Below are 24546 nucleotides of genomic sequence, written 5' to 3' on the forward strand. Positions count from 1 at the left end.
GACGCCCGACGGGGACCGATCCGGCCGATGAGCCCGGCGCTGCCCATCGCCGTCACGGACCTCACCGAGCGCCGGACCATCGCCGTCGGGCGGGATCCCCGCATCGACGAAGCGGTCGTCGCCTCCTTCGGCGGCCAGAGCCCGTCCGCCCTCCTGAAGCAGGTTCCTTACCGCGGCACAACCCGGCCCATGCGGCTCGACGTGGTCACGATTCCCCGCGGCTGCCTGCTGTTCGGCCCTGGCGTCGACGGCATCGCCTTCACGGCCGAGGGGCGCCAAGTCCGCGAGACCGCGATGTTCGCCCGCGCCGATCCGACCTTGACGCCGGAGCGCCTTCAGGCGGCCCAGGACATCGACGAGGATTGGGTCACCGTCGTCGACTGCGCCTGGGACAATCACTTCCATCTCCTGATGCTGGCGCTGCCGAAGCTGCCGCTCGCCCTGGCGCAGCTGCCGGGGGCGGCGGCGGTGCTGCCGGCCCGCCGCTCCGAGGCCACCGGGGATCGCCCGGCGATGCTCGACCAGCTTCTCGCCCTGAGCGGGCAGGCCGGACAGGTCCGCTGGGTGCCGGACGGCCTCTACCGGCCGCGCAACCTCCACCTGATCTGGCCGAACCACGACCAGCCCGCCGCTCTCCACCTGTTCGACGAGACCTTCGACACGTTCGCGACCCTGGTCCGGGCCGTGCCTCCGGAGTCGGCCCGTCCGCTCCCGCGGCGCATCTTCATCGAGCGGGTGCGCGATTCCCGCCTGCTCGATCCGCGGGCGATCCGCACCCTCGACCGGCATCTCGCCCTGCACGGCTTCGAGCGGGTGCAGCTCGAACGGCTCACCATGGCCGATCAGATCCGCCTGTTCGCCGGGGCGACCCACGTGGTGGCGGCCCATGGTGCGGGGCTCAGCAACATCGTGTTCGGCGGACCGCATCTGCGGGTGCTGGAACTGAATCTCGACCTCGACGGCCAGGGCGCGCTGCGACCGTGGTTCCTGATCCTCGCGGCCAAACGCGGGCAGCACTACCAGCACCTGAACGCCTCGGCCTGCGAGCTCGCCGACCTGCCCCTCGGCCTCGCCTTCGACCGGCTGATGGGAACCAGACGCCAGGCGATACGGCTAGGGCTGACCCGGCTGCGCCACCGGCTCGGCCGTATTGTCTCGCGCCTGATCCGCCGGGCCTGACGCACGCCGATGCTCGGGAGCACGATGCGGAACAGGGAATCCTGTTTTCCGAAATCATCGTGCGGCCACAGAGAGATAGAGCGTGCGGCTCTGACCGAGAAAAATAGAGCGCCCTAGCGTGCCGCCTCGATCGTCACTTCACCCGCGCGGCAATTCTGGCGCGCCACCTCCGGGCAGGGGGTGAAGCCGCGCAGGTCCTTGGAGAAGCAGATCCGCACCTCCTGCAACTGCCCCCGGCGGCAGGTCACGGACATCATGTCGGGGCGCAAGCCCCGGTTGGCCGCGACGAACTGCCGGGCGATGTCGATCGGCGCGGTCTGGATCGTGCCGCTCGGCTTCACGAAGGCGTCGGGGACCGTCACCGCCTCGCGGGCGGTCTTCACCGCCTTGAAATACGCGACCGGATCGAGGCCGGAGCAGGTGCCGTGGGTGCGCCATTCGTGGCGGGCGAGCCCCTCGCTCGGCATGATCTCGCCCGCGGCCTCGACGGCGTTGCGGGTGAGCGAACGCTCGACCGCGGAGCAGTTCGAGGGATAGCCCCGCTGATATTGCGGCCAGAGACCGTGAACGACGAAGCCGAGCCCGCGGCCGGGGGCGCATTGGCCGTCGCGGTCGCGGCGCGCCCCCTCTCCGTCGCAATAGGTCGGCGACCAGGACAGGGCGAGCACGTAGAAATCGAACGCCCCCGGCTCGCCGCCGCCGCCACCGCGGCGGAACCCGCCGAAATCCTGTGCCCCCGCGGCGGGGGCGAGCGTCAGCGCCAGGGCGAGCGCGGCGAGGGAGCGGGCGAGCATGGAGGTCTCGAAAGCGCGGATCGACGACCGGACGATGCCGGGCCGAGAACGCAAGTCAAGCGTGTGCCCGCGCGCGTCGCTGCCTCGTCGTCAGGGCCGGGCCATCCGGCAGGCGGTGGCATAGGCGTAGGCGAGATTGCGGTCGAGGCCGTGGACGCAGAAATCGACGCCCCAGGACGCACCGATGAAGCCCATGCTCTCGCGCACGGAGTAATCGACCTTGCGGCGCACCCCATCGGAGGTTGTGGCGACCGCCGAGCAGTAGCGGCGGGGGATGAAGTCGACGCCGTAGGGCCGCCATGCGGTGCGCTCGATCCGCTCATAGGAGAGGATCGTCAGCGACGAGTTCCAGAACTTCGCCTCCTTCTCGGCGAACTGGGTCGAGACCGTTTCCAGCACCTCGGCATCCTGGCAGCCGGGAATCTGGGCATCGTAGGGGAAGGTCTGCTCCTCGGCGGGCGAGATCTCTTCGCGGCCGGAGCGGGCGAAGGCCGGGACCACGGAGGAGACCGTGACGAGGCCCAACGCCAGGACGGCGAGGGGAAGGTTCGGGCGCATGCCGGTCGGGTCCGCCTGTTGAGGATGGCGAAAGACGATGACGGGCGGCGCTCCCAAGTCAAGCTTATGCCGGGTGGAGCGGTCGTTTTGGCAGCGGTTGGGGTTTGGGGGGCACAGTGCCGGAACGCCTCAGAGACGCCCCTCCCCCCTCATCCTGAGGTGCGGAGCGAAGCGCCGCCGCCTCAGGATGAGGAAAGTGGGTGGGACGCCGTGTCGATGTCGGCATGCCGAACCGCTCGAACGGCCTCAGTAGATCGGCTCGTCCGAAGGGCCGTGCGCGGGCATCGACTCCGCCTCGTCCTCGGCGGCGGGGGCGGCGGCCACGCGGGGCCGGGCCGAAGGCGGCGCGGCGGCGTAGGCCGAGGGCGCCGAGGGGCTCGGACTCCGCGCGAAGCGGGCGCCGCCATTCCGCGACGAGGTCGGCGACAGGCCGTAGGGATCGTCTTCCTCCACATCAACCGGTGCCTGGGGCGCCGCCGGCTGGCGCGCGGGCGGGCGGGGCGTCGCCATCGGTCGCGGCGTGCCGTCGGCGGCGTAGAGCTGCGACTCGAACTTGAGCAGCGGCTTGCAGACGCGCCTCAGGCCCCGCGGGTCGTGGCGGGCGAGATCGACGTGGATGTGGTCGTAGTGGAACACGTTCGAGCCCGGCGCCAGCACCGTGGTGAAGCGGGCGCAGGCCCCGACGAAGACCTCGCGCAGAAAACCCTGCTCGGCTTCGGTGCCGCGCCATCCGCCCTTGACGGTGATGACGTGGCCGTCGGCCAGGGTGAAGGACATGATGTCGACGGCGTTGCCGAAGGAATGCTCGGACAGCTTGGCGCCGACCTGATTGTTGCGCCCGCGGCAGGAATAGGAGCCCGCGTTGATCTCGGCGACCGGCACGCCGAAATAGAGATTGGCGGCGGGCTGGATCGTGTCGGCGAGCCACGCCTCGGCCTCGGCCAAAGCCGGGCAGGCCAGCGTCATCCGCTGCTTGAGCGCGACGGTGCCGTTGCCGAGCCGGGTCACCCGGAACGGCTGCTGCATGCCGCAGGGGCCCGGCCCGTCGATCTCGCGCGCCAGCGAGACCCACGAGGTCGGTTGAACCAGCTTCCGGGCGATGCAAGCCTGCTCCGCCTGGTCGCGCCACGCCTCACGGCGCTCGAAGCGGTTGATCGCGCAACCGGTGAGGCCCGCGCCGAACAGCGCCAGAGCCGAGAACGCAAACACTTTACGCCACATGAGGCGACGTTGCGCGCCTTTCCGTAAATGCTCCGCTAACGATGCGGACGGACGCGTCCGGACCGTGGCTCCGGCGCATCGCCCCTGTGGAGCGGTGTTGACAGGACGGGCGCCCGCGCCCCACCCCGGGAGCATGATCTCGCTTCTCGATCTCCGCGCCCGCATCGAGTCCGGCACCCTCTCGCCGGACGCGGCGATCCGCGGGGCCCGCGCGGCGATCACGAAGCGCGACGGGAGCCTCGGCGCGATCCTTCGCACCGCACCGGAGGGTCCCGTTCCGGCGGAGGGTCCGCTCGCCGGCATCGCGGTCGGCATCAAGGACATCATCGACACCGCCGACATGGCGACCGAGCACGGCTCGCCGATCCATGCCGGCTGGCGCCCCCGGGCCGATGCGGCGGTGGTGGCGCGGCTCAGGGCGCTCGGCGCCGTGCCGCTCGCCAAGACCGCGACCACCGCCTTCGCCGGACTCGACCCGTGCGGGACGGCGAACCCGCACGATCCCGCCCGCACGCCGGGGGGCTCCTCTTCCGGCTCGGCCGCCGCGATCGCCGCTGGACTCCTGCCGCTGGCGCTCGGCACCCAGACCGGGGGGTCGGTGATCCGCCCGGCCGCCTTCTGCGGGATCGCGGCGATCAAGCCCTCGTTCCGGCTGATCCCGACGGTGGGGGTGAAGACCTTCTCCTGGGCCCTCGACACGGTGGGGCTGTTCGCCCGCGGCGTGCCCGACCTCGCCCGCGCGCTGGCCCTGATCGTCGAGCGGCGCGAGATCGAGACGGAGGCGCCGTCGGCGCCTCGGATCGCACTCTGTCGCCAGGATTTCGCCGGCGAGGCCGATGCGGAGGCCCTCGCGGCGCTCGCCCGCGCGGGCCGGGCCGCCGAGCGGGCGGGCGCGCGCGTCTTCGACCTTGCGCTGCCGGACCCCTTCGCCCGCGCCTGGGCCGCCCATCCGACGGTGCAGGATTTCGAGGCCCGCCAAGCGCTGGCCTGGGAATATGCGACCCATCGCGCGGCGCTGCCGCCGGTGCTCGGGGCCCAACTCGATCGGGCGCAGGCGCTCACCGCCGCGCAGTACGACTCGGCCCGCCGGGACGCCCACCGGGCGCGCCGCCAGCTGAAGGACATGTTCGCGGACTTCGACGCGATCCTGACCGTGTCCGCCGTCGGCCGCGCGCCCGACCGCGCCACCACGGGGGATGCCCGCTTCAACCGGCTCTGGACGCTGATGGGTGTTCCCTGCGTCACCGTCCCGGTGCCCGGAGACGGATTGCCGCTCGGGGTTCAGGTGATTGCCCGCTTCGGGGATGACGGGCGGGCCCTGGCGCTTGCCGGGATGATCGAGGCGGCCCTGCGGATGCGGGATTAGGCGCCTTGGATCAGGCCGCCGCACGCGCCGAAACGGCGGCGCATATGCCCGATCACGGCGTCACCCTCACCGAGGCGGCCCGCGTCTGGGCCCGGATCGCGCTCCTGAGCTTCGGCGGCCCGGCCGGGCAGATCGCGGTGATGCACCGCATCCTCGTCGAGGAGAAGCGCTGGATCGGCGAGGGGCGCTTCCTCCACGCGCTGTCCTTCTGCACCCTGCTGCCCGGCCCCGAGGCGCAGCAGCTCGCCACCTATATCGGCTGGCTGATGCACCGCACGGCGGGTGGGCTGATCGCGGGCGGGCTGTTCGTGCTGCCCGGCCTCGTCTCGATCATGGGTCTCAGCCTGATCTACGCGGCCTATGGCGGGGTCGGGATCGTCGGCGGCCTGTTCTTCGGCCTCAAATGCGCGGTGCTCGCCATCGTGCTTCAGGCGGTGGTGCGGCTGGGCGCCCGGGCCCTGCGCAACGGCGCGATGCGCGGGATCGCGGCGGGTGCCTTCGCGGCGATCTTCCTGTTCGACGTGCCGTTCCCGCTGATCGTGCTGGCGGCGGGCGTCATCGGCTATGCGGGGACGCGGGCCGGGGCGAAAAGCTTCCGCACCGGCGGTCACGGCAGCGCGGCGGAGAACGGCCTGGCCGATGCCGACAGCCTGCTGGGCCTCGGCGTGCCGGCCCATGCCCGGCCCGCTCCGCGCCGAACGCTGATGCTCTCGGCTGCGCTCCTGGCGCTCTGGCTCGGGCCTGTGCTGGCCTTGGTGATCGGACTCGGGCCGAACCACGTCTTCAGCGCGATCGCGGTCTTCTTCTCCAAGATGGCCATCGTCACCTTCGGCGGCGCCTACGCGGTCCTGGCCTACGTCGCCCAGGCGGCGGTCGACACCTATGGCTGGCTGAAACCCGGCGAGATGCTCGACGGGCTGGGGCTCGCCGAGACGACGCCCGGCCCGCTCATCATGGTGACCCAGTTCGTCGGCTTCCTCGGCGCCTTCCGGCAGGCGAGCGGGCTCGACCCCTACGTCGCGGGCGTGCTCGGCGGGCTGCTCACCACCTGGGTGACCTTCCTGCCCTGCTTCCTCTGGATCTTCGCGGGCGCCCCCTATGTCGAGGCCCTGCGGGGGAACCGGTCGCTGTCGGGCGCGCTCGCGGCCATCACCGCGGCGGTGGTGGGGGTGATCCTCAACCTCGCGGTCTGGTTCGCGCTGCACCTGCTGTTCTCGGAGATCCGCAGCCTGCATCCGGGTTTCGGGCTGCGGCTCGACATCCCGGTCTGGTCGAGCCTGAAGGGGCCGGCGCTGGTCCTGAGCGCCGCCGCGATCCTGGCGGTGTTCCGCTTCCGCGCGGGCGTGATCCCGACGCTGCTCGCGGCCTCCGCCGCGGGCGTCGGGCTGCATCTGGCTGGAATCGCCTGAAGCGTATCTCCCGCACTTTCCCTTTCATCGTGAGGGGCTTGGGTGGGAGGGGGCGTTCGAGCAACCGCTCAACCCGCCTTGCCCGAAACCCCCGCCTGCTCGAAGGTCGCCATGTCGCGGTGGCAGGCGAGCGCGCCCTTGAGGAGGCTCATCGCCAGGGCGGCGCCGGAGGCCTCGCCGAGGCGCATGCCCAGCGACAGGAGCGGTTCGAGCCCGAGCCGCTCCAGCACCTCCGCATGGGCGCCTTCGGCCGAGAGATGGCCGGCGACGCAATGGTCGAGGGCGGATGCGTCGAGGGCGTGCAGCACGGCGGCCGCGGCGGTCGCCACGTAGCCGTCGAGCACCACCGGCACCCGCTGGAGCCGCGCGGCGAGGATCGCGCCGGCCATGGCGGCGATCTCCCGGCCGCCGAGACGGGCGAGCACCTGGAGCGGATCGTCGAGATGGCCGGCATGGGTCTGGAGCGCGAGGCGCACGGCCTCCGCCTTGCGAGCGAGGCCGCCCGCATCCACCCCCGTGCCGCGCCCGACCCAATGGGCCGGATCGCCGCCGTAGAGCGCGGCGTAGATCGCTGCCGCGACGGTGGTGTTGCCGATGCCCATCTCGCCGATGGCGAGGCCGTCGGTGCCGGCGGCGACCGCCTCCATGCCGAAGGCCATGGTGGCGACGCACCCCTTCTCATCAAGCGCCGGGCCTTCGCAGATATCGCCGGTCGGCAGATCGACGGCGAGGTCGAACACCCGGAAGCCGAGGCCGTAGGCGGCGCAGAGCTGGTTGATCGCGGCCCCTCCGGCCGCGAAATTGTCGAGCATCTGCCGGTTGACCTCCGGCGGGAAGGCCGAGACGCCGCGGGCCGTCACTCCATGACTGCCGGCGAATACGCAGACCAGCGGCCGGTCGAGGGTGGGCTTCGCCTTGCCCTGCCACGCGGCCAGCCATTCCACGAGGGTTTCGAGCCGCCCGAGGGCGCCCGGCGGCTTGGTCAACGTTGCATCGCGGGCCCGGACCGCGGCGACGGAATCCGTGTCGGGGCCGGGCATCTCGGCGATCAGGCGGCGGATATCGGCGAACGGCGCGGCGTTCTCGGTCATCGCAGGGAGCCTCGGCTGCCGAAAATTGCGGCGGGACGGCGGATGGGGCGCGTAGCGGGCGCGGACCCGCCAGCGCTATAGAAGCGTGCGGGCCCGCGGTACAGGCGGCCGCGCCCGCGCGCCGCATCGGCAATGGGCGCATCACCGCCTTGGGGAGCCGGAATGGTCGAGCGCAGCGGCGGCGATCCCGGCCCTCCCTTTCCCGGCGCGGATTGGGTCTACGACCTCGCCGCCTGCCTGCGCTTCTTCACCCGCCTGCCGATCCCGCCGCTGCCCGACGAGCCGGCCCCCTACGGCATCCCGGATTTCCGCACCGTGCCGCGGATGCTTCCCATCGCGGCCCTGCTGCTGGCGCTGCCCGCCGCCCTCGTGCTGGTCCTGGCCTGGGAGATCCGGCTCGGCCCGTTCGTGGCCGCCGCCCTGGCCTTGGCCGCCCTCGCCCTCGTCACCGGCGCGATGCACGAGGACGGCCTCGCGGACGTGGCCGACGGCTTCGGCGGCGGTCGGAGCGCCGAGCGCAGCCTGGAGATCATGCGCGACAGCCGCATCGGCGCCTTCGGGGGCACCGCCCTGTTCCTCGGCTTGGCGCTCCGGGCGGCGACGCTCGCCACGCTGCTCGACCGCTCCGGCTGGCTCGCTTCGGTCGCGCTTCTCTACGCGGCCTCCGTCTCCCGCAGCGCCGCCCTGGTCCCGATCGCGTGGCTGCCCCCCGCCCGGCCGGGCGGGGCGGGCGCCGCTGTCGGCCGTCCGAGCCAAGTGACCCTCGCGGTCGTCGGCGGTCTCTGCCTCGCCCTGGCCCTCGTCGGAGCGGCCCTGGGCCTGCCGCCGCTCGGCCTCGGTCTCGGCCTCGTCCTCGCGCCCGCCGCCGCCTTCGCCCTCTCGGCCCTCGCCCGCCGCAAGATCGGCGGCCAGACCGGCGACGTGGTCGGCGCCTGCCAGCAACTCGGCGAGATCGCGGTGCTGCTCGCCCTGGTGGGAGCGACGGCGTAGCGCGGAAGAACGAAGGAGCGACTCCGAGGCGAACGGGGAGGCCGACGCGATGCGACCCCGGACACCCCGGCGCAGTCCGAGGCCGAGCAGCGAAACCTGGGACGCCGTCTGCCGGGATCGAATCCCGTCGTGGATCCCGGTTTGCTCGACGGCGAACCGACAGGCCGGATCGATTCGGTCGGAACGGTCGCGCTGGGTGATGGTGTCGCGTGTTCGCCACCCAGCGCGCTACCGCTGCTTACGCCCGCACGTCTTGATTCGCGGCCCCGCTCCGTCCCATCTGCCAGGGCCATGATCGCCCCCCTGTCTCCCAAGCCCTCCTCACCCTGCACCAAGGTCTGCGTGCTCGATGCGCGGAACGGCCTGTGCGAGGGCTGCGGCCGCACCCGCGACGAGATCGGCCTGTGGGGCTCGCTGTCCGAGCCGCAGCGGCGCGCGATCATGGCGATCCTGCCGGATCGGCTGGCCCGGGCCTATCCGGGGCGCGGGGCGCGCGTGCGATGAGGTGGATCGGGCTCGCGATCCTCGCCATCGGCCTCGTCGTCCTGATCGCCAACCACGAGGGCGGCCCCGTCATGGGGCTCGATTCCGATCAGCTCGCCGGCCTCGTCTCACTCTCGGCGCTGCTGCTCCTCATCACCGCCGGGCGCTGGCGCCACGCCCTGGCCATGCCGGGGAACACGATCCGGGCGGCCCTGATCTGGCTCGGCCTCGGGGCGCTCGCGGTTGGCGCCTATGCCTATCGCGACGACGCCCAGCGGGTCGGCGCCACCCTGATCGGGGCCCTGCGCCCCGGCACGGCCGTGGTCGGCCCCGGCGGCGAGGTCACGATCACCCGCCGCGCGGACGGCGATTTCGCGGTGATCGCCGAGGTGAACGGCCGCGCCGAGCAGCGCTTCGCCTTCGATACGGGGGCGAGCAGCGTGGTGCTCACCGCCGAGAACGCCGCCGCCCTCGGCATCCGCCCGGCAGAGGGCGACTACACACTCCGCGTGTCCACCGCCAACGGCATCGCGATGACCGCACCGATCCGGCTCGATTCGATTCGGGTCGGACCGATCACCGAGCGCCAGGTCGACGCGGTGGTGAGCCGGCCGGGCGCGCTGACCGGCAACCTGCTCGGCCAGAGCTTCCTGACGCGCCTGCCCTCCTACGAGGTGCGGGGCGATCGGCTGATCCTCAGGAGCCGGTAGTCTCGGCGCCGGACCGCGCCGCATTCGCCATGGAGACCAAGACCTTGCGCAGGGACCCCATGTCCCGCACCGGCTCCGGGTAGGAGATGCGGGCGGTGCGGTCGCCGGCGAGCAGGTCCATGCCCTCCGGATCGAGTCCGGTCAGCCGCCACCCCGTGCCGGTCTCGCCGACGGCGGCCGCGTAGAGGGCGAGCGCGTCGGTGTGATCCTCGTTCATGTGCTCGACCGCGCCGCGCTCGCCCGACACCAGGGCCTCCGCCCCGGCGAGATCGAGGAGCAGCTCGTCCCGCGTCAGCGTCGCGGCCTTGGCAAAGCCCCCGTTGAGGTGGCCCGCATTCGGATCGAGGGCGAAGAAGCCGAAATCGGGGAAGTCGGCGTAGAGCTTGGCCTTGGGATGGCGGGCCAGGAACCGCTCGCGGATGCGCGGTTCGTCGGTGCGGGCGGCGCGGCCGGTCACGGTCAGGCGCGGATGGGCCAGCGGATCGCCCTTGCCGCCGACGGAGAACAGCAGCGAGCAGCGCGGGTCCTTGTCGAGGTTGCGCGTATGCGCCGAGAGCCGCGACATCAGCATCAAGGGCGTGCCGTCGTGGTCGGTCGCGATGGTGACGAGCGAGGCGAAGGGCGTGCCGTCCTGGGCGTCGAGCGTGGCGAGGGCACCCGCGCGCACGCCGCGCAGCAGCTGCCGGGCGAGCCCGATGGCGTCGAACGGCGCCTGCGCCGCGGGAAGGGGCTCGGCCGGGCCGCGCCGCTCGGGGGCCGGGGGCGTCGCGTCGTCGTTCATGAAAAACTCCCTCCCGGACGCCCGGATCCGTCGGCGCCCGGTTCGGACCCGAGCATAGCGCGTCGCGCCCGCGCCGCACGAGGGCGCGGGGCCTCCGGCGGGTGCGGCATCCTGCCGGAAAAGGCGGTGCCGGCGATCACGAACGCGCCGGTCCGTCACGGCCAAGCTTAGACCCCCGCTCGCTTTTTTCGAACGATGGTCGTAAAGGACGAGACCCGCCGCGGGGCATCACGACCGCTCCCGGCGGGTTGCGTGCCGCGCCGCCGCCCTTCCGCACGGGAGACGCGGCGCCGCGCCGTCCAGTCAAGGATTTCGCATGCCGACCATCGCCCTCGTCGACGACGACCGCAACATCCTGACCTCCGTCTCGATCGCGCTGGAGACCGAGGGCTACCGGATCCAGACCTACACCGACGGCGCCTCGGCGCTGGACGGCCTGCGCCACTCCCCGCCCGACCTCGCCATCTTCGACATCAAGATGCCGCGCATGGACGGGATGGAGCTTCTCAGGCGCCTGCGGCAGAAATCGGACCTTCCGGTGATCTTCCTCACCTCGAAGGACGAGGAGATCGACGAATTGTTCGGCCTGAAGATGGGCGCGGACGACTTCATCCATAAGCCGTTCTCGCAGCGCCTGCTGGTCGAGCGGGTCAAGGCGGTGCTGCGGCGCTTCGCCCCCAAGGACGGGACGCCCGGCGCCCCGGCACGCGACGCCGACGCCGCCGCCGCCCGCTCCCTCGAGCGTGGCCAGCTCATGATGGATCCCGAGCGCCATACCTGCACCTGGAAGGGCGAGCCGGTGACGCTCACCGTCACCGAATTCCTGATTCTCCAGGCGCTGGCGCAGCGTCCCGGCGTCGTGAAGAGCCGCAACGCCCTGATGGACGCGGCCTACGACGATCAGGTCTATGTCGACGACCGCACCATCGACAGCCACATCAAGCGCCTGCGCAAGAAGTTCAAGGTGACCGACCAGAGCTTCGACATGATCGAGACGCTCTACGGCGTCGGCTACCGCTTCAAGGAAGGTTGAGCGCCCATACGCAAGCCCAAGGCCCCGATTTGAAGGCCCGCCCGCGGATGCTCGCTCCCCTGTCCCGAGACCCAGATTCCCAGGGCGGCGCCCGCCGCCATGCCCTGGTGCGCCTGCTCGAATCCTTCGCCCGTCCGCCGCTGACCTGGCCGCGGGACCTGTGGAACGCGGTGGGACAGCGCGCCTCCTCCAGCCTGACGCGCCGCATCGTGGTGCTCAACCTCGTCGGGCTGATCGTCCTGCTGTTCGGCTTCCTGTACCTGAACCAGTTCCGCCAGGGCCTGATCCAGTCCCGGGTCCAAAGCCTGCTGATCCAGGGCGACATCATCTCCCTGGCCATCGCGGCCCAGGCCTCAGTCGATACCGACACGATCCGGGTCGATCCCGACAAGCTGCTGCAGCAGCAGGCGGGTGAGGGCCGCGACTTCGACGACGACCCGTCCTCCCTGGCCTTCTCGCTCAATCCGGAGAAGGTCGCACCGCTGCTGCGCCGCCTCGTGACGCCGACCGGCAACCGCGCGCGGGTCTACGACCGCGAGGGCAGCCTCCTGTTCGACACCCGCTCGCTGTCCGCCCGCGGCGATGTCGGCCGAAACGAGACCGCAGTGCGGCCGCCGAAGCCCAATGTGCTGGAGCGGACCTGGGACTTCATCGGCACCCGCATTCTCGGCCTCGTCGTCAGCGAGCGCTCCGGCCAGGAGGAGGCGGGGCCGCAGGACGGGCGCGGTTTCCGCGAGGTCCAGGCCGCCCTGTCCGGCGCGCGCGGCACCATCGCCCGGCGCAACGAGCGCGGCGAGACCATCGTCTCGGTGGCGGTGCCGATTCAACGCTCGGGCTCGGTGCGCGGCGTCCTGATGGTCTCGACGCAAGGGGGCGATATCGATCGCGTCATCGCCTCCGAGCGATTCGGCCTGCTCCAGGTGTTCCTCGTGGCGGCGGCGGTGATGCTGGTGCTGTCGATCCTGCTGGCCGGCGCCATCGCCGGTCCGGTGCGCCGGCTGGCCGACGCCGCCGAGCGGGTGCGCCGAGGCATCAAGTCGCGCCAGGAGATCCCCGACTTCACCGCCCGCACCGACGAGATCGGCCATCTGTCCGGTGCGCTGCGCGACATGACCCAGGCGCTCTACCGCCGCCTCGACGCCATCGAGAGCTTCGCCGCCGATGTCAGCCACGAGCTGAAGAACCCCCTGACGAGCCTGCGCAGCGCGGTCGAGACCCTGCCGCTCGCCAAGACCGACGAGTCGCGCAGCCGGCTGATGCAGATCATCCAGCACGACGTGAAGCGCCTCGACCGGCTGATCTCCGACATCGCCGATGCTTCCCGCCTCGATGCGGAGCTCGCCCGCGCCGAGGCGCGCCGGGTCGATCTCGGCAAGCTGCTGACCACCGTCACCTCGGTCGCCAACGAGCGACGACGGGCCAAGGCGGCCCTGATCCGGTTCGACATCGAGCGTCCGCCGGGCGATGTGGAGGATCCGTTCCGCATCATCGGCCATGACAGCCGCCTCGGTCAGGTCGTCAACAACCTGCTGGACAATGCCCGCTCGTTCTCGCCCCCCGGTGCCCAGGTGCGGGTGGCGCTGCGCCGCCTGAAGAACGAGGTCGAGTTCATCGTCGAGGACGAGGGCCCCGGCATTCCCGAGCATGCGCTGGAGCGCATCTTCGAGCGCTTCTACACGGACCGGCCCGAGCAGGGCTTCGGACAGAATTCCGGCCTCGGCCTGTCGATCTCGCGCCAAATCATCCAGGCCCATCACGGCACGATCCGGGCCGAGAACCGCCCCGGCCCCGCCGACGAGGAGGGCCATCCGACCGTGCGCGGTGCCCGCTTCACCGTGCGGCTGCCCGTGGCGCCCCGGGCCGACCGCTTCGGCGACGACCTCGCGGCGTGAGCGCCCCGACCGACGCGCTGACCCTCCACGCGAGCTGCGTCCTCCTCGGGGAGGCCGGCGTGCTGGTGCGGGGCCCGGCGGGCGCGGGCAAGTCGTCGCTCTGCCTCGCATTGCTCGACCGCGCCGCCCTGGAGGGACGCCATGCCCGCTTGGTCGGCGACGACCGCATTCGGTTGCAAGCGCGTCACGGGCGCCTCGTCGCGCGGCCGCACCCGACGCTCGCCGGGCTGATCGAGATCCGCGGCCACGGCCTGCGGCGGCTCGCGGCCCATGCGGAGGCGGCAGTGCTGCGGCTCGTGGTCGATCTGGTCGAAGCGCCCGAGCGGATGCCCGCGGGACCGGCTGCGACGGAGCGTCTCCTGAGCGAGGGTCTTTTGGGGGTAAGCCTGCCGCGGCTGTCCCTTGCACGGGACCAACCGAGGGAATACCTGATTCGGGAGGCGCTTGACGCCAGCGTGGCCTTACGGACGCACCCGGCGGCTCTCGTGCCCGGTGAGGTCCGCGATGTGTAGCGCCGGTGTCGCCGCCATGTCATGGTGAGGGCGTTGCGTCGAGCAATTCGCCGCGACCGGGTTGCGCTTCACCTTGCGCTGCACAAGATGGCGTCTCCGCTCACAGGGCGTCGGAACACGCTTCGATGATTGGAATGGTGCTCGTCACCCATGGCCTGTTGGCGACCGAGTTCAAGGCCGCCCTGGAGCATGTCGTCGGGCCTCAGAAGCAGATCGAGACCATCACGATCGGCCCTGAGGACGATATGGAATTGCGCCGCGGCGACATCATGACCGCGGTCTGTCGCGTCAATTCGGGCGCGGGCGTCGTCGTGCTCACCGACATGTTCGGCGGCACGCCCTCGAACCTCGCGCTATCGTGTATGAACGGCGGCCAGGTCGAGGTGGTCGCCGGGATCAACCTGCCGATGCTGATCAAGCTCGCCAGCGTGCGCGAGGCCGAGAGCCTCGGCGACGCGGTGCTCCATGCCCAGGAGGCGGGACGCAAGTACATCAACGTCGCCTCGCGGGTTCTGGCGGGCAAGTAGCCCCACCGGAATCGCCGAGACAGCGCCTTCCCTTCGCCCGAGAGCCGGCTTAACCACTCTGTCCCGATCCGGGAGGGAGCACGAAGGCCGATGAGCGAGAGCGTGGACGGCGAGATCGAGCCGGAGCCCGAGATCCCCGAGGGTGGGCTCTGCCGCATCCTACCGATCATCAACCGCCGCGGCCTCCATGCCCGCGCTTCGGCCAAGTTCGTGCAGACGGTGGAGCGTTACGCCGCCGCCGTCACGGTGACCCGCGGCGGCGAGACCGTGGGCGGGCGCTCGATCATGGGCCTGCTGACCCTGGGTGCCGCCAAGGGCACCACCATCGCCGTGGTGGCTCTGGGGGACGATGCCGAGGCCGCCCTCGACGCCATCGAGGCCCTCTTGGCCGACAAGTTCGGCGAGGACGAGTAGGTCCGGGGTCTCGAGAGGGATCGTCCCTCTCGCGGGTCGAGGCGCGCCTCCAGGGCCGAACCCTCGCGTCAGCCCCCCGGAATCGCCAGCGGGTTGTCGGTGAGCGCGGCACGGTCCGGCGCATCGATGGCCGGGCGGCCCAGGAAGGCGTCCCAGATCCGGCGCACGAAATCCGGGTCGAGATCGTGGACGATCATGACGAGCCGCGAGCGCCGGTCGTCGTCGGGCCAAGCCGGCAGCGTGACGGGGGCATGGACGATGTGCTGCACCCCGTGCACCACCACCGGCCGCTCGGGATCGTCGGCCAAAGCCACCAGCCCCTTCAGGCGCAGCAGCTTCGGCCCGTGCGCCGAGCGGACGAGATCGAGGAACATCTCGAAGGCCGGGCGCGGCACCGGCGTGTCGCTGGTGAGATGGAAGGCGCGGATCGCGGCATCGTGACGGTTCACGTCGTGATGGTGGTGGCCGTGATGATCATGCCCGTGATGACCGTGTCCTCCGGCATGGTCGTGATGATCCTCCGGCGCCTCCGCCCCGAGCCATGCCCGCACATCGCCGTGCTTGCCGTCGAGCCCGAACAGGCCGCCGAGAAGGCGCTCCGCCGGAACGTCCGGCCCCTGGATCGCCGCGCCCGGATTGAGGGCGGAGAGGCGCGCCGCGAGCGCCTCGGGCTCGGCCCTGGGAAGATCCGCCTTGGTCAGCACGAGATGGTCGGCCACCGCGGCCTGCCGCCGGGCCTCCGGGTGGGCATCGAGGGTGGCCTGACCGTTGACCGCGTCGATCACCGTCACGACGCCCTGAAGCTGGAAGCGCAGCGATAGGTAGGGATGGTAGATCAGGGCGTGGAGGATCGGGGCGGGATCGGCGAGCCCGGTGGTCTCGATGACGATCCGGCGGAACGCGGCGATGCGGCCGTTGTCCCGGCGGCGCAGCAGATCCTCCAGGGTGTTGATGAGGTCGCCGCGCACGGTGCAGCACAGGCAGCCCGCCCCGAGCAGGATCATCCCGTCATCGACCGTCTCGATCAGCAGGTGGTCGAGTCCGATCTCGCCGAACTCGTTGACGATCACCACCGTGTCGGCGAGCGCCGGATCGGCGAGCAGCCGGTTGAGGAGCGTGGTCTTCCCGGCGCCGAGGAAGCCGGTGAGGACGGTCAGCGGAATCGGCGCCGGGCGGCGGGGATCAGTCTGGGTCATGGGCCGACGTCCGGAAGCAGCGGCGACAGAGCCGCGATTCCACCCTCTCTACCGGACAAGCCGCGGCGGCGCCTCTTCCTCCGTTGCAGGGAGGGGACGGCGCCGGGTCGGGACAGGATCAGGCGTCGTCGTCCTTGCCCTTGGCCTTCTTCGCGGCGGGCTTGGCTTCGGTCTTCTTGGCGGCCGGCTTTGCCTCCGACTTGGCCTCGGGCTTCTTCGCTGCCGGCTTCTCGGCATGCTTGGGCACAGCCTTCGCCGGCGCTTCGGCGGCGGTGTAGGCGCTGGCGGCGGCGGGCACCTTGTCCTTGGCGGCCGTCTTCGCGGCGGGCTTCGGCGCCGTCACGGCGGCGGCGCGGGCCTTGGCGGCCTTCTCCGCAGCGGCCTGCTTGGCGGCCTCGACCTTGGCGGCGTGGGCGGCCTTCGCCTCCTCGCGCTTGACGCGCACGGCTTCGAGCTTGGCATTGCGCGCGGCCTCCTTGGAGGCCTGGGCCTCCTGCTCGGCCTGGACCAGGGCGGCGGCGCCCTCGGCCGGGCTGCGGCCGGTCCAGACCGCGATCGGCTGAAGCGGCGCGCGCGGCGGCAGGCTGCGCCCGCGGACATTGGCGGCGCTCAGCGCCGCGAAGGCGAGGTTCGAGGTGTCGGCGGTGGCCGATCCGAACAGCTGGGTGGCGGTGGCGTCGGCGCCCGCCGTCAGCGCGCCCGGCCCCTCGTCGACGGGAAGCGGCTTGCGCTTGTCGCAGATATAGGGCCGCAGGTCCGGCGGGGCGGCGAGGTTGGAGGCCGGCAGGGTCTCGAGGGTCTGCGCGGTCCAGCCCGCGGACTGGCTGAAGCCGTAATCGAACAGGTCGGCGGCCTTGATGTCGCGCTCGCGCGCGGTCGGCTGACCCATCACCACGGCGATGATGCGGCGCCCCCCGCGGGTCGCGCTCGCCACCACGTTGAAGCCGCCCGAGCAGATGAAGCCGGTCTTCATCCCGTCGGCGCCGGGATAGCGCCCGAGCAGGCCGTTGTGGTTGGCCATCACGGCCTTGCCGAACTGGATCGCCGAGATCGAGAACAGGCCCTGCTGGTCGGGGAAGTCGCGCATCAGGGCGCGCGCCAGGATCGCCATGTCGCGGGCGGTGGTCCATTGCCGCGGCTCGGGCAGGCCGTTGGGGTTGTACCAGCGGCTCTCGCGCATGCCGATCCGCTGCGCGGTCTCGTTCATCATGTCGGCGAAACCGTCGACCGATCCGCCGAGACCTTCCGCGATCACCCAGGACACGTCGTTGGCCGACTTGACCATGATGATCTTGAGGGCGTTGTCGAGGGTGATCTGGGTGCCGGGCTTGAAGCCCATCTTCGAGGGCGGCTCGGCCGCGGCCTCGGGCGAGACGGTCAGGAGCGTGTCGAGCGAGACCTTGCCCCGGCGCACCATGTCGAGGGCGACGTAGGTGGTCATCAGCTTGGTGATGGAGGCCGGATACCAGGGATCGGTGGCCCCCTGGCTGTAGAGCACCTTGCCGGAATCGGCCTCGACCACGAGGATCGGCGTCGTCACCGCCGCCGCCGGAGCGGCCAGGGGGCCGGCCACCGCCGCCAGCACGGCGAGCCGTGCGATCAGGCGTCCCCAGACTCGGTTCACCATCGGGTTCATCTCGGGCAAGGGGGCAGGAAACGGTGTGACGGCGCCGGGGCGTCGCTCCGTCCCGAGGGACAAGCGCGGGTCCGGCGCAAGGATTGCGCGATCATCAACGTGCCCTCCGTGGCGAGAGCATGGCAGAAACCGTCGGATCACCAACGGATAAGCTCGTCGGCAGGGTTGTGCCCGCAGAATTACGCGCGGCGTGACACGGTTCCCCGCGCCCCTGTATGGGCAGACGCGCAACGCAGCGAAATCGGCATGTCCTACGCGGTCAAGGAACTGTTCCACACCCTCCAGGGCGAGGGCGCCCAAGCCGGGCGCGCGGCGGTGTTCTGCCGATTCGCCGGCTGCAATCTCTGGTCGGGCCGCGAGGAGGACCGGGCGACGGCGGCCTGCACCTTCTGCGACACCGATTTCATCGGCATGAACGGCGTGGGCGGCGGACGCTTCGCCGACGCCGCGGCCCTGGCGGACGCCATCGCCGCCACCTGGGCCGGGGGCGAGGCCAACCGCTACGTCGTCTTCACCGGCGGCGAGCCGCTGCTGCAACTCGACGAAGCGCTGATCGCCGCCGTCCATGACCGCGGCTTCGAGGTGGCGGTGGAGACCAACGGGACCCTGCCCGCCCCGCCCGGCATCGATTGGATCTGCGTGAGCCCCAAGGCCGGCAACCCGCTGGCCCAGACCTCGGGCCACGAACTCAAGCTCGTCTTCCCCCAGGCCGAGGCTCCCCCTGAGCGCTTCGCCGAGTTGCCCTTCCGCCACCGCTTCCTCCAGCCGATGGATGGGCCGGAGGCGGCGGCCAACACCGCCGCAGCGGTGGCCTATTGCCGGTCGGACGCCCGCTGGCGGCTGTCGCTGCAGACCCACAAGATCATCGGGATCCCGTGAGGGTCCGTTCGACCGGCTTCTCCCATCCAACCCCCTCCCTCGAGGCCGCTTTCGCGGCACCTCATCCTGAGGGGGTGGATCGGACAATCACGGCCTTCCGTCGGGGCGGTTTGCACGCTTCACGTCGAACCGGGGCCGAGCCTCACAGGGTGATCACGGGATGACCCGCGCGGCCCGGAGCCGCTCGAACAGATCGAAGAACGCCTCGTCCGTCGCCTGGTAATCGAGGAAGCCGAGGCGGCGGCTCTTGCTCATATCGGTCACCACCTCGATCGGGCGGCCGAGATCGGCATCCGTGTGCCAGGCGGAGGCGAGGCGGTTGAGGTCCGGCTCGATCAGTCCGTGCCGGGCGGCGATCTCCGCCCAGAGCGCCGCCGCCCCGGCCATCTGCACCTCCAGGGGGTTGGGCTCGCCGTCGAAGGGCGCGGGCTCGACGCCGAACCACGCGGCGATCCGGCTCCACATCCAGCTCCAGCGGAAGACGTCGCCGTCGACGACGTTGAAGGCCTCGTTGCGCGCCGCCGGCGTCGTCGCCGCCCAGGCGAGATGCCGGGCGAGCAACCGCGCGTCGGTCATGTCGGTCAGGCCGTTCCACTGCACCGCCGAGCCGGGGAAGCGGAACGGACGGCCGGTCTCCCGGCAGAGCGTGGCGTAGGTGGCGAGCGTCACGCCCATGTTCATGGCGTTGCCGAGAGCGTAGCCGATGATCGTGTGCGGTCGGTGCACGCTCCAGCCGAACCCGTCGCGCTCCGCGGCGGCGAAGACCTCGTCCTCCTGGGCATAGTAGAAATTCTCGACATCGAGCCGGCCCTGCTCCTCGCGGAAGGGCGTGGCCGGCAAGGTCCCCTGGCCATAGGCCTCGAACGGCCCGAGATAGTGCTTGAGGCCGGTCACCAGCGCGACGTGCTGTGTGGTGCCGGCGGGCCGGACCGCGTCGAGGAGGTTGCGAACCATCGCCGCGTTGACCCGGATGTTCTCGGCCTCCGTTTCCTGGCGCAGCCAGGTGGTGACGAAGACGTGGCTCGGACGACGCCCGGCGAGCGCCGTTCCGAGGCCCGCCGGGTCGAGCAGGTCGGCCGCGATGGGCTCGACGCCCGGGATGTCGCCGGGCGGATTCCGGGCGAGCCCTTGGACGGTCCAGCCGGTGGCGACGAGATGGCGCGCCAGATTGTTGCCGACGATGCCGCCGACACCGGCGATCAGTGCCGTTCCGCTCATGATGATCCCTCGATGGCCGTTCGTCGGCAGTTGTTCGGTGGTCTCGCGATCGTCAGCCGTGCGGGCGGCGCGGCGCAGCGTCGAGGAAGCGGGCGGGACATCCCGATCGGAGATTGCCGCGTGCTTCCGGCGCCACCCCGAATGGGCGAATCTTCAGCCGCATCCCGGAGCACGCGCTTGTGGGCCTGATCCCGTGAACCTCACGAACCGGCCGGCGCGGGTGCCGGTTCCGGCAGGCATACCGGGGTCGCGCGTGCATTCCGGGAGGTTCGATGACATATCGGTGATTCTGGCGGCGCGCCGCCTTTCACTAACCCGGTGCCGGCTCCCGCGGCCGGCTGAGACAGCATGAAGATCACGCAGGCCTTCACCTTCGAGGCGGCCCATCGCCTACCCAACGTGCCGGAAACGCATCGCTGCCACCGCATGCATGGGCATTCCTACCGCGTCGAACTGACGGTCTCCGGCGAGATCGACGAGAAGACCGGCTGGATCATCGATTTCTACGACATCGAGAGCGCCTTCGACCCGCTCCTGAAGCGGCTCGACCACCATTGCCTCAACGACATCGAGGGCCTTGAGAACCCGACCGCCGAGCATATCGCGGCCTGGATCTGGCATCAGGCCAAGCCGGCAATCCCCGGGCTGTCGAACGTGCGCGTCTTCGAGACGCCGATGTCCTGGGCCGAATACGAGGGCTGATAAGCCATGGCGGAGAGCGCAACGGGCAACGATGCCGGCGCCCTGGTGCTGTTCTCCGGCGGCCAGGACTCGGCCACCTGCCTCGCCTGGGCGCTCGACCGCTTCCCCCGGGTCGAGACCCTGGGCTTCGATTACGGTCAGCGCCACCGGGTCGAACTCGACCGTCGCGCGGCCCTGCGCCGGGGGATGACCGCCCTCGACCGGTCTTGGTGGCGTCGGCTCGGGCGCGACCACACCCTCGATCTCGGGGCGCTCGGCGAGATCTCCGACACGGCGCTGACCCGCGAGAGCGAGATCGCGCTGGAGCGGGACGGGCTGCCCAATACCTTCGTGCCGGGGCGCAACATCGCCTTCCTGACCTTCGCGGCCGCCCTGGCCTACCGGCGGGACCTGCGCCACATCGTCGGCGGCATGTGCGAGACCGATTACTCGGGCTATCCCGATTGCCGCGACGACACGATCAAGGCGCTGCAGGTCGCGCTGAATCTCGGGATGGAGCGCCGCTTCGTCCTGCACACGCCCCTGATGTGGCTCGACAAGGCGCAGACTTGGTCGCTCGCGGAGGAACTCGGCGGCCGGGCGCTGGTCGACCTCATCGTCGAGGAGAGCCACACCTGCTATCGCGGCGAGCGGGGCGAGCGCCACGCCTGGGGCTATGGTTGCGCCACCTGCCCGGCCTGCGACCTGCGCGCCCGCGGGTTTACACGCTATCTCGCGGCACGGGCCGATTGAGGCGGCTCGCGCCCGAACGGTCGCCCGGACCGGACCCATCAACCGAACGACGGGAGGAGCCCATGCGCGCCGATGCCTTCTTTGAGGCCGTGACCGCCCTGCCGGTGGCGGCGTTCGAGACGATCCTGCCGGAGGGCGGCCTCGTCGTGGTCGCGCCGCATCCGGACGACGAGAGCCTCGGCTGCGGCGGGCTGATCGCGCAGGCCCTGGCCCGCGGCCGGAGCGTGCGGGTCGTCATCGTCAGCGACGGCTGCGGCTCGCACCCGAACTCCAAGGCCTATCCGCACGACCGCCTGCGGAGCCTGCGCGAAGCCGAGACGGTGGCGGCCATGGCGGCCCTGGGACTCGGGGCGGAGCATATCCACTTCCTGCGCCTGCCCGATGGCGGCGTGCCGAGCGAAGGACCGCAGGCCGAGGCGGCGGCGGCGCGCATCGCGGACATCGCGCGGGAGGCCGGCGCGCGGGCCGTGTTCGTGACGTGGCGGCACGATCCCCATTGCGACCACACGGCCTCCGCCGCCATCGTCGATCTCGCCCAGGCGCATCTGCCGGGATCGGCCTTCTACGCCTACCCGGTCTGGGGTTGGACCCTGCCGCCGGAGCGCGAGGTCGGGGCGGCCCCGTCGGGCTATCGCCTCGCGGTCGAGGCGGAGCGGGCGGCCAAGCGCCGGGCGGTGGAGGCGCACGCCTCTCAGGTCTCGGGCCTGATCGAGGACGATCCCGCGGGCTTCCAGCTGCAACCCGCGATGATCGATCGCCTGACCGGCCCCTACGAGTGGTTCATCGCCCTGCCGGATTGACGGCGCGCGCGACCCTCGTCGCGCGACCCCGCCTTCCCGTGATCCTGCGTGTGGAGCCCCGAACGGGGCTCCAGGGATCGCTCACGGCTTGGCACAGAGCCCGGTGATGCCGCCGCTGCCGGCCGGACAGGTGGCGGAGGTTGCCGCCTCGAACTGCGCCGGCCCGCCCTTCAGGCAGACCGCGGAGACGACCACCTCGCCGGAATCGCAGGCGAGGGTGCAGCCGGTCTCCGGACAGGTCTGCGTGCGCACGACCCGGAACGGGCTCGCGGCCGCAGTGGCGGCCTCGCCCTTGACCCCGGCCTCTCCCTTGGCACCCGCCTCACCCTTGGCCCCGGCTTCACCTTTGGCCCCGGCCTCTCCCTTGGGACCCGTCTCTCCCTTCGGGCCGGCCTCCCCCTTGGGGCCGGCCGGGCCCGCGGGACCCGGCGCGCCGGCCGGGCCTGCCTCGCCGCGTTCGCCCTTCTGCCCCTGCGGCCCCGGGGCGCCGGGCGGTCCCTGGATACCGTCGGGACCGGGCGGTCCCTGGATCCCCGCCACACCCTGCGGACCCGGCTCGCCCGCCTTGCCCGGCTGTCCCTCCGGGGCGCAATTGGCGATCACCGCCTCGCGCTCGTCCTCGCCCGACTTCACGACGGCCACGCAGGTGGCCGGCCGATAGGGCAGGCGGAACTCGAAGCGCCCGCGCCGGTCGGACAGCACGGAGATGTCGTCGTCGAGGACCACGGTCTGATTGCTCTTGCGGATGCTGCCGCTGATCCGCAGGTCGCCCCCCTCGATGCGCGCGTCCCAGATCTGGATCGGGGGCACCGAGGTCTTCGAACGGCCCTGTGCTTGAGGTCTGGGCTGGGCCTGAGCCGGCCGCGCCTGGGGCGCGGGCGCATCGGCCGGCGCAGGCTGCTGGGCTGCGGCCGGTGCGGCGAGCAAAAGGCCCGCCAGCAGGATCGGCCACGGCAAACGTCCCACGGCGCACGTCGCAGGCATCTCGTTCCTCCCGGCTCGCCCGCGCGTCTACCGGCGCGGCGGGGCAGGTTTCGGCGGCTCCGGCCGAACGGTCAAGCCCGCTCGCCCCCGGTTCTCTCTCACGCTCCCGCCATCGTGAGAATCAGCGGCCCGTTGCGGGTGGCGACCACCGTGTGCTCGTATTGCACCGTGCGGGCGCGCGGCCGGCTGTAGAGGGTCCAGGGATCGTCGCCGTTCTCGGCGAAGTCGGCGCCCAGCGACAGGAACGGCTCGACGGTGAGCACCAGCCCCTCTCCCATGATCCGGCGCTCCGACGCGTCGGGCCATGTGGCGATCTCGGTGGGCTCCTCGTGCAGGGCGCGGCCGACGCCGTGACTCGCGAGATTGCGCACCAGGGTGTAGCCGTTCTTCGCGGCGAAGGTGCCCACCGCCCGTCCGATGCCGGCGACGGGCTTGCCGGCGCCGACCTGGCGCAGGCCGGTCCACAGGGCGCGGCGTCCATCCTTGCAGAGGCGCTCGACCGCCCGCGTCACCGGCGGCACGGGAAACGAGGCGCCGGTATCGGCGAAATAGCCGTCCTTCTCCGCCGAGACGTCGATGTTGACGAGATCGCCCGGCCCGATCCGGCGATCCCCGGGAATGCCGTGGGCGATCTCCTCGTTGACGCTGATGCAGGTGGCACCGGGAAAGCCGTAGACCGTCTCCGGCGCCGACCGCGCGCCGGCCCCCTCCAGGCAGGCCCGGCCGATCGCGTCGAGGTCGCGCGTGGTCATGCCGGGTTCGATGGCCCTTCCCATCGCCTCCAGCGTCTCGGCGACGATGCGCCCGATCCGCTTCAGGGCCGCCAGTTCGTCGTCGCTCGACACCGTCATGGGGATTCCTCGAAGATCGGCGGCCCGCTCGCATCTCGGCTATAGCGAAGCCGGGCGGTCGGGCGAAGCCGCGCCGTCTTGCTCCTTGCGTTGGGCTGCGCGCATAGAGGGACGCCATGCGCCGCTCGCTCCTCTCCGCCCTTCTCGCGCTCCCGTTGCTCGCCCCCTCCCCCGGCCGGGCGGACACGTGCGACGCCCTCGCCCAGACCATCGCCCAGGCCACCGGCGCGAAGAAGCCGGGGCGGCGGACGGGCCCGAGCATCGACGTGCGCACGGCGAGCGGCGTCACGCTCAATCTCACCTGCCGGGCCGAGCCGATCGTGCAGGCCGCCTCGGGCGATCCCTCCCCGTCCGCCGCCTATTTTCGCGACCTGACCCTCGCCTCGGAATCCGTGATCGGCGAGCCGGCGGCGGCGATCGGGCCGATCCTCACGCGGGCCTACGAGACGGCTCTGCGCGAGGGCCGCAAATCCTTCATCCAGCAGAACGGCTGGTCGGCGAGCTGCTACACCGACAGCGCGGGAGCCCTGCGCACCCTCTGCTCGGTCGGCCGCATCCCGACCGACTGAGCGGGACCCCGACCGCCTG

The 24546-nt window shown here is 71.5% G+C and carries 26 protein-coding genes; 16 read left to right on the plus strand and 10 right to left on the minus strand.

Features of this window, described 5'->3' with window-relative positions; genetic code table 11:
- Positions 1 to 27 precede the first annotated feature (27 nt).
- Entirely contained in the window at positions 28 to 1179 is a 1152-nt protein-coding gene (locus tag MFF26_RS01630) for a glycosyltransferase 61 family protein (protein ID WP_137830593.1), read from the plus strand.
- 113 nt (positions 1180 to 1292) lie between these two features.
- Here the strand turns inward: MFF26_RS01630 and MFF26_RS01635 are convergent, their stop codons facing one another.
- From MFF26_RS01635 to MFF26_RS01645, 3 genes are all read right to left on the minus strand, one after another.
- The gene (locus tag MFF26_RS01635) at positions 1293 to 1973 is read right to left on the minus strand and encodes a ribonuclease T2 family protein (RefSeq protein WP_137830592.1); all 681 of its coding nucleotides are present in this window, start codon (positions 1971 to 1973) and stop codon (positions 1293 to 1295) included.
- Positions 1974 to 2063: 90 nt separating this feature from the next.
- Entirely contained in the window at positions 2064 to 2531 is a 468-nt protein-coding gene (locus MFF26_RS01640; protein WP_137830591.1) for a hypothetical protein, read from the minus strand.
- Between the two features lie 246 nt (positions 2532 to 2777).
- Entirely contained in the window at positions 2778 to 3752 is a 975-nt protein-coding gene (locus tag MFF26_RS01645; RefSeq protein ID WP_137830590.1) for an extensin-like domain-containing protein, read from the minus strand.
- 133 nt (positions 3753 to 3885) lie between these two features.
- On the opposite strand from MFF26_RS01645, the gene MFF26_RS01650 reads away from it, so the two are divergent.
- Positions 3886 to 5118 carry an amidase family protein gene (locus MFF26_RS01650; protein ID WP_238307409.1) on the plus strand — a complete coding sequence of 411 codons (1233 nt, stop codon included), beginning with the start codon at positions 3886 to 3888 and terminating at the stop codon, positions 5116 to 5118.
- A 44-nt stretch (positions 5119 to 5162) separates the two neighbouring features.
- On the plus strand, positions 5163 to 6527 hold the full coding sequence (gene chrA, locus MFF26_RS01655) for a chromate efflux transporter (protein WP_137830621.1): 1365 nt from the start codon (positions 5163 to 5165) through the stop codon (positions 6525 to 6527).
- Between the two features lie 68 nt (positions 6528 to 6595).
- Here the strand turns inward: chrA and cobT are convergent, their stop codons facing one another.
- Complete coding sequence (cobT, locus tag MFF26_RS01660; RefSeq protein ID WP_137829584.1) at positions 6596 to 7618, minus strand: nicotinate-nucleotide--dimethylbenzimidazole phosphoribosyltransferase; 1023 nt, start codon at positions 7616 to 7618, stop codon at positions 6596 to 6598.
- A 162-nt stretch (positions 7619 to 7780) separates the two neighbouring features.
- Between cobT and cobS the strand changes: the two genes are divergently transcribed.
- The 3 genes from cobS to MFF26_RS01675 all read left to right on the plus strand — a co-directional run bounded on the left by cobS (position 7781) and on the right by MFF26_RS01675 (position 9801).
- A complete protein-coding gene (gene cobS / locus MFF26_RS01665; RefSeq protein ID WP_137829583.1) occupies positions 7781 to 8608 on the plus strand; it encodes an adenosylcobinamide-GDP ribazoletransferase in 828 nt (275 codons plus the stop codon).
- A 291-nt stretch (positions 8609 to 8899) separates the two neighbouring features.
- On the plus strand, positions 8900 to 9112 hold the full coding sequence (locus tag MFF26_RS01670; protein ID WP_137829582.1) for a DUF1289 domain-containing protein: 213 nt from the start codon (positions 8900 to 8902) through the stop codon (positions 9110 to 9112).
- Positions 9109 to 9801 (plus strand): retropepsin-like aspartic protease family protein, encoded by a 693-nt coding sequence (locus MFF26_RS01675; protein WP_137829581.1) that lies wholly within the window; start codon positions 9109 to 9111, stop codon positions 9799 to 9801. The genes MFF26_RS01670 and MFF26_RS01675 overlap by 4 nt, the downstream gene beginning before the upstream one ends.
- Here the strand turns inward: MFF26_RS01675 and MFF26_RS01680 are convergent.
- Positions 9788 to 10582, minus strand: coding sequence for a HugZ family pyridoxamine 5'-phosphate oxidase (locus MFF26_RS01680; protein WP_137829580.1), 795 nt, complete (start codon positions 10580 to 10582; stop codon positions 9788 to 9790). The two genes, MFF26_RS01675 and MFF26_RS01680, sit on opposite strands and share 14 nt — an antisense overlap.
- 316 nt (positions 10583 to 10898) lie before the next feature.
- Between MFF26_RS01680 and MFF26_RS01685 the strand changes: the two genes are divergently transcribed.
- The 5 genes from MFF26_RS01685 to MFF26_RS01705 all read left to right on the plus strand — a co-directional run bounded on the left by MFF26_RS01685 (position 10899) and on the right by MFF26_RS01705 (position 14960).
- Positions 10899 to 11615, plus strand: a complete 717-nt coding sequence (locus MFF26_RS01685) for a response regulator transcription factor (RefSeq protein ID WP_056248322.1) — start codon at positions 10899 to 10901, stop codon at positions 11613 to 11615.
- Between the two features lie 47 nt (positions 11616 to 11662).
- On the plus strand, positions 11663 to 13507 hold the full coding sequence (locus MFF26_RS01690) for a sensor histidine kinase (protein WP_137829579.1): 1845 nt from the start codon (positions 11663 to 11665) through the stop codon (positions 13505 to 13507).
- A complete protein-coding gene (locus MFF26_RS01695; protein WP_137829578.1) occupies positions 13504 to 14019 on the plus strand; it encodes an HPr kinase/phosphorylase in 516 nt (171 codons plus the stop codon). Before MFF26_RS01690 ends, MFF26_RS01695 begins: the two co-directional genes overlap by 4 nt.
- Before the next feature lie 125 nt (positions 14020 to 14144).
- Complete coding sequence (locus MFF26_RS01700) at positions 14145 to 14546, plus strand: PTS sugar transporter subunit IIA (RefSeq protein WP_137829577.1); 402 nt, start codon at positions 14145 to 14147, stop codon at positions 14544 to 14546.
- Positions 14547 to 14636: 90 nt separating this feature from the next.
- Positions 14637 to 14960, plus strand: coding sequence for an HPr family phosphocarrier protein (locus MFF26_RS01705; RefSeq protein WP_137829576.1), 324 nt, complete (start codon positions 14637 to 14639; stop codon positions 14958 to 14960).
- A 68-nt stretch (positions 14961 to 15028) separates the two neighbouring features.
- On the opposite strand, the gene MFF26_RS01710 is transcribed toward MFF26_RS01705, so the two are convergent.
- Both MFF26_RS01710 and MFF26_RS01715 read right to left on the minus strand, forming a co-directional pair.
- On the minus strand, positions 15029 to 16156 hold the full coding sequence (locus MFF26_RS01710; RefSeq protein ID WP_137829575.1) for a CobW family GTP-binding protein: 1128 nt from the start codon (positions 16154 to 16156) through the stop codon (positions 15029 to 15031).
- A gap of 118 nt (positions 16157 to 16274) precedes the next feature.
- Positions 16275 to 17783, minus strand: coding sequence for a D-alanyl-D-alanine carboxypeptidase family protein (locus MFF26_RS01715; protein WP_137829574.1), 1509 nt, complete (start codon positions 17781 to 17783; stop codon positions 16275 to 16277).
- 255 nt (positions 17784 to 18038) lie between these two features.
- Here MFF26_RS01715 and queE point away from each other — a divergent pair, with 255 nt between their 5' ends.
- Positions 18039 to 18671 carry a 7-carboxy-7-deazaguanine synthase gene (gene queE / locus MFF26_RS01720; protein WP_137829573.1) on the plus strand — a complete coding sequence of 211 codons (633 nt, stop codon included), beginning with the start codon at positions 18039 to 18041 and terminating at the stop codon, positions 18669 to 18671.
- Positions 18672 to 18824: 153 nt separating this feature from the next.
- Here the strand turns inward: queE and MFF26_RS01725 are convergent, their stop codons facing one another.
- Positions 18825 to 19889: an SDR family oxidoreductase gene (locus tag MFF26_RS01725; protein WP_137829572.1), complete on the minus strand. Its 1065-nt coding sequence runs from the start codon at positions 19887 to 19889 to the stop codon at positions 18825 to 18827.
- 348 nt (positions 19890 to 20237) lie between these two features.
- Between MFF26_RS01725 and queD the strand changes: the two genes are divergently transcribed.
- The 3 genes from queD (at position 20238) to MFF26_RS01740 (ending at position 22123) form a co-directional block, all read left to right on the plus strand.
- Positions 20238 to 20591, plus strand: a complete 354-nt coding sequence (gene queD / locus MFF26_RS01730) for a 6-carboxytetrahydropterin synthase QueD (protein WP_137829571.1) — start codon at positions 20238 to 20240, stop codon at positions 20589 to 20591.
- Positions 20592 to 20597: 6 nt separating this feature from the next.
- Positions 20598 to 21323, plus strand: a complete 726-nt coding sequence (queC, locus tag MFF26_RS01735; RefSeq protein WP_137829570.1) for a 7-cyano-7-deazaguanine synthase QueC — start codon at positions 20598 to 20600, stop codon at positions 21321 to 21323.
- A 62-nt stretch (positions 21324 to 21385) separates the two neighbouring features.
- Entirely contained in the window at positions 21386 to 22123 is a 738-nt protein-coding gene (locus MFF26_RS01740; protein WP_137829569.1) for a PIG-L deacetylase family protein, read from the plus strand.
- 81 nt (positions 22124 to 22204) lie between these two features.
- On the opposite strand, the gene MFF26_RS01745 is transcribed toward MFF26_RS01740, so the two are convergent.
- Both MFF26_RS01745 and map read right to left on the minus strand, forming a co-directional pair.
- A complete protein-coding gene (locus MFF26_RS01745; RefSeq protein ID WP_137829568.1) occupies positions 22205 to 23107 on the minus strand; it encodes a collagen-like domain-containing protein in 903 nt (300 codons plus the stop codon).
- A 98-nt stretch (positions 23108 to 23205) separates the two neighbouring features.
- Complete coding sequence (map, locus tag MFF26_RS01750; RefSeq protein WP_137829567.1) at positions 23206 to 23958, minus strand: type I methionyl aminopeptidase; 753 nt, start codon at positions 23956 to 23958, stop codon at positions 23206 to 23208.
- 116 nt (positions 23959 to 24074) lie between these two features.
- On the opposite strand from map, the gene MFF26_RS01755 reads away from it, so the two are divergent.
- On the plus strand, positions 24075 to 24527 hold the full coding sequence (locus MFF26_RS01755; protein WP_137829566.1) for a hypothetical protein: 453 nt from the start codon (positions 24075 to 24077) through the stop codon (positions 24525 to 24527).
- Positions 24528 to 24546: the final 19 nt, after the last annotated feature.

The sequence above is a fragment of the Methylorubrum suomiense genome, from assembly GCF_022179765.1.
GTDB classification, from domain to species: domain Bacteria; phylum Pseudomonadota; class Alphaproteobacteria; order Rhizobiales; family Beijerinckiaceae; genus Methylobacterium; species Methylobacterium suomiense.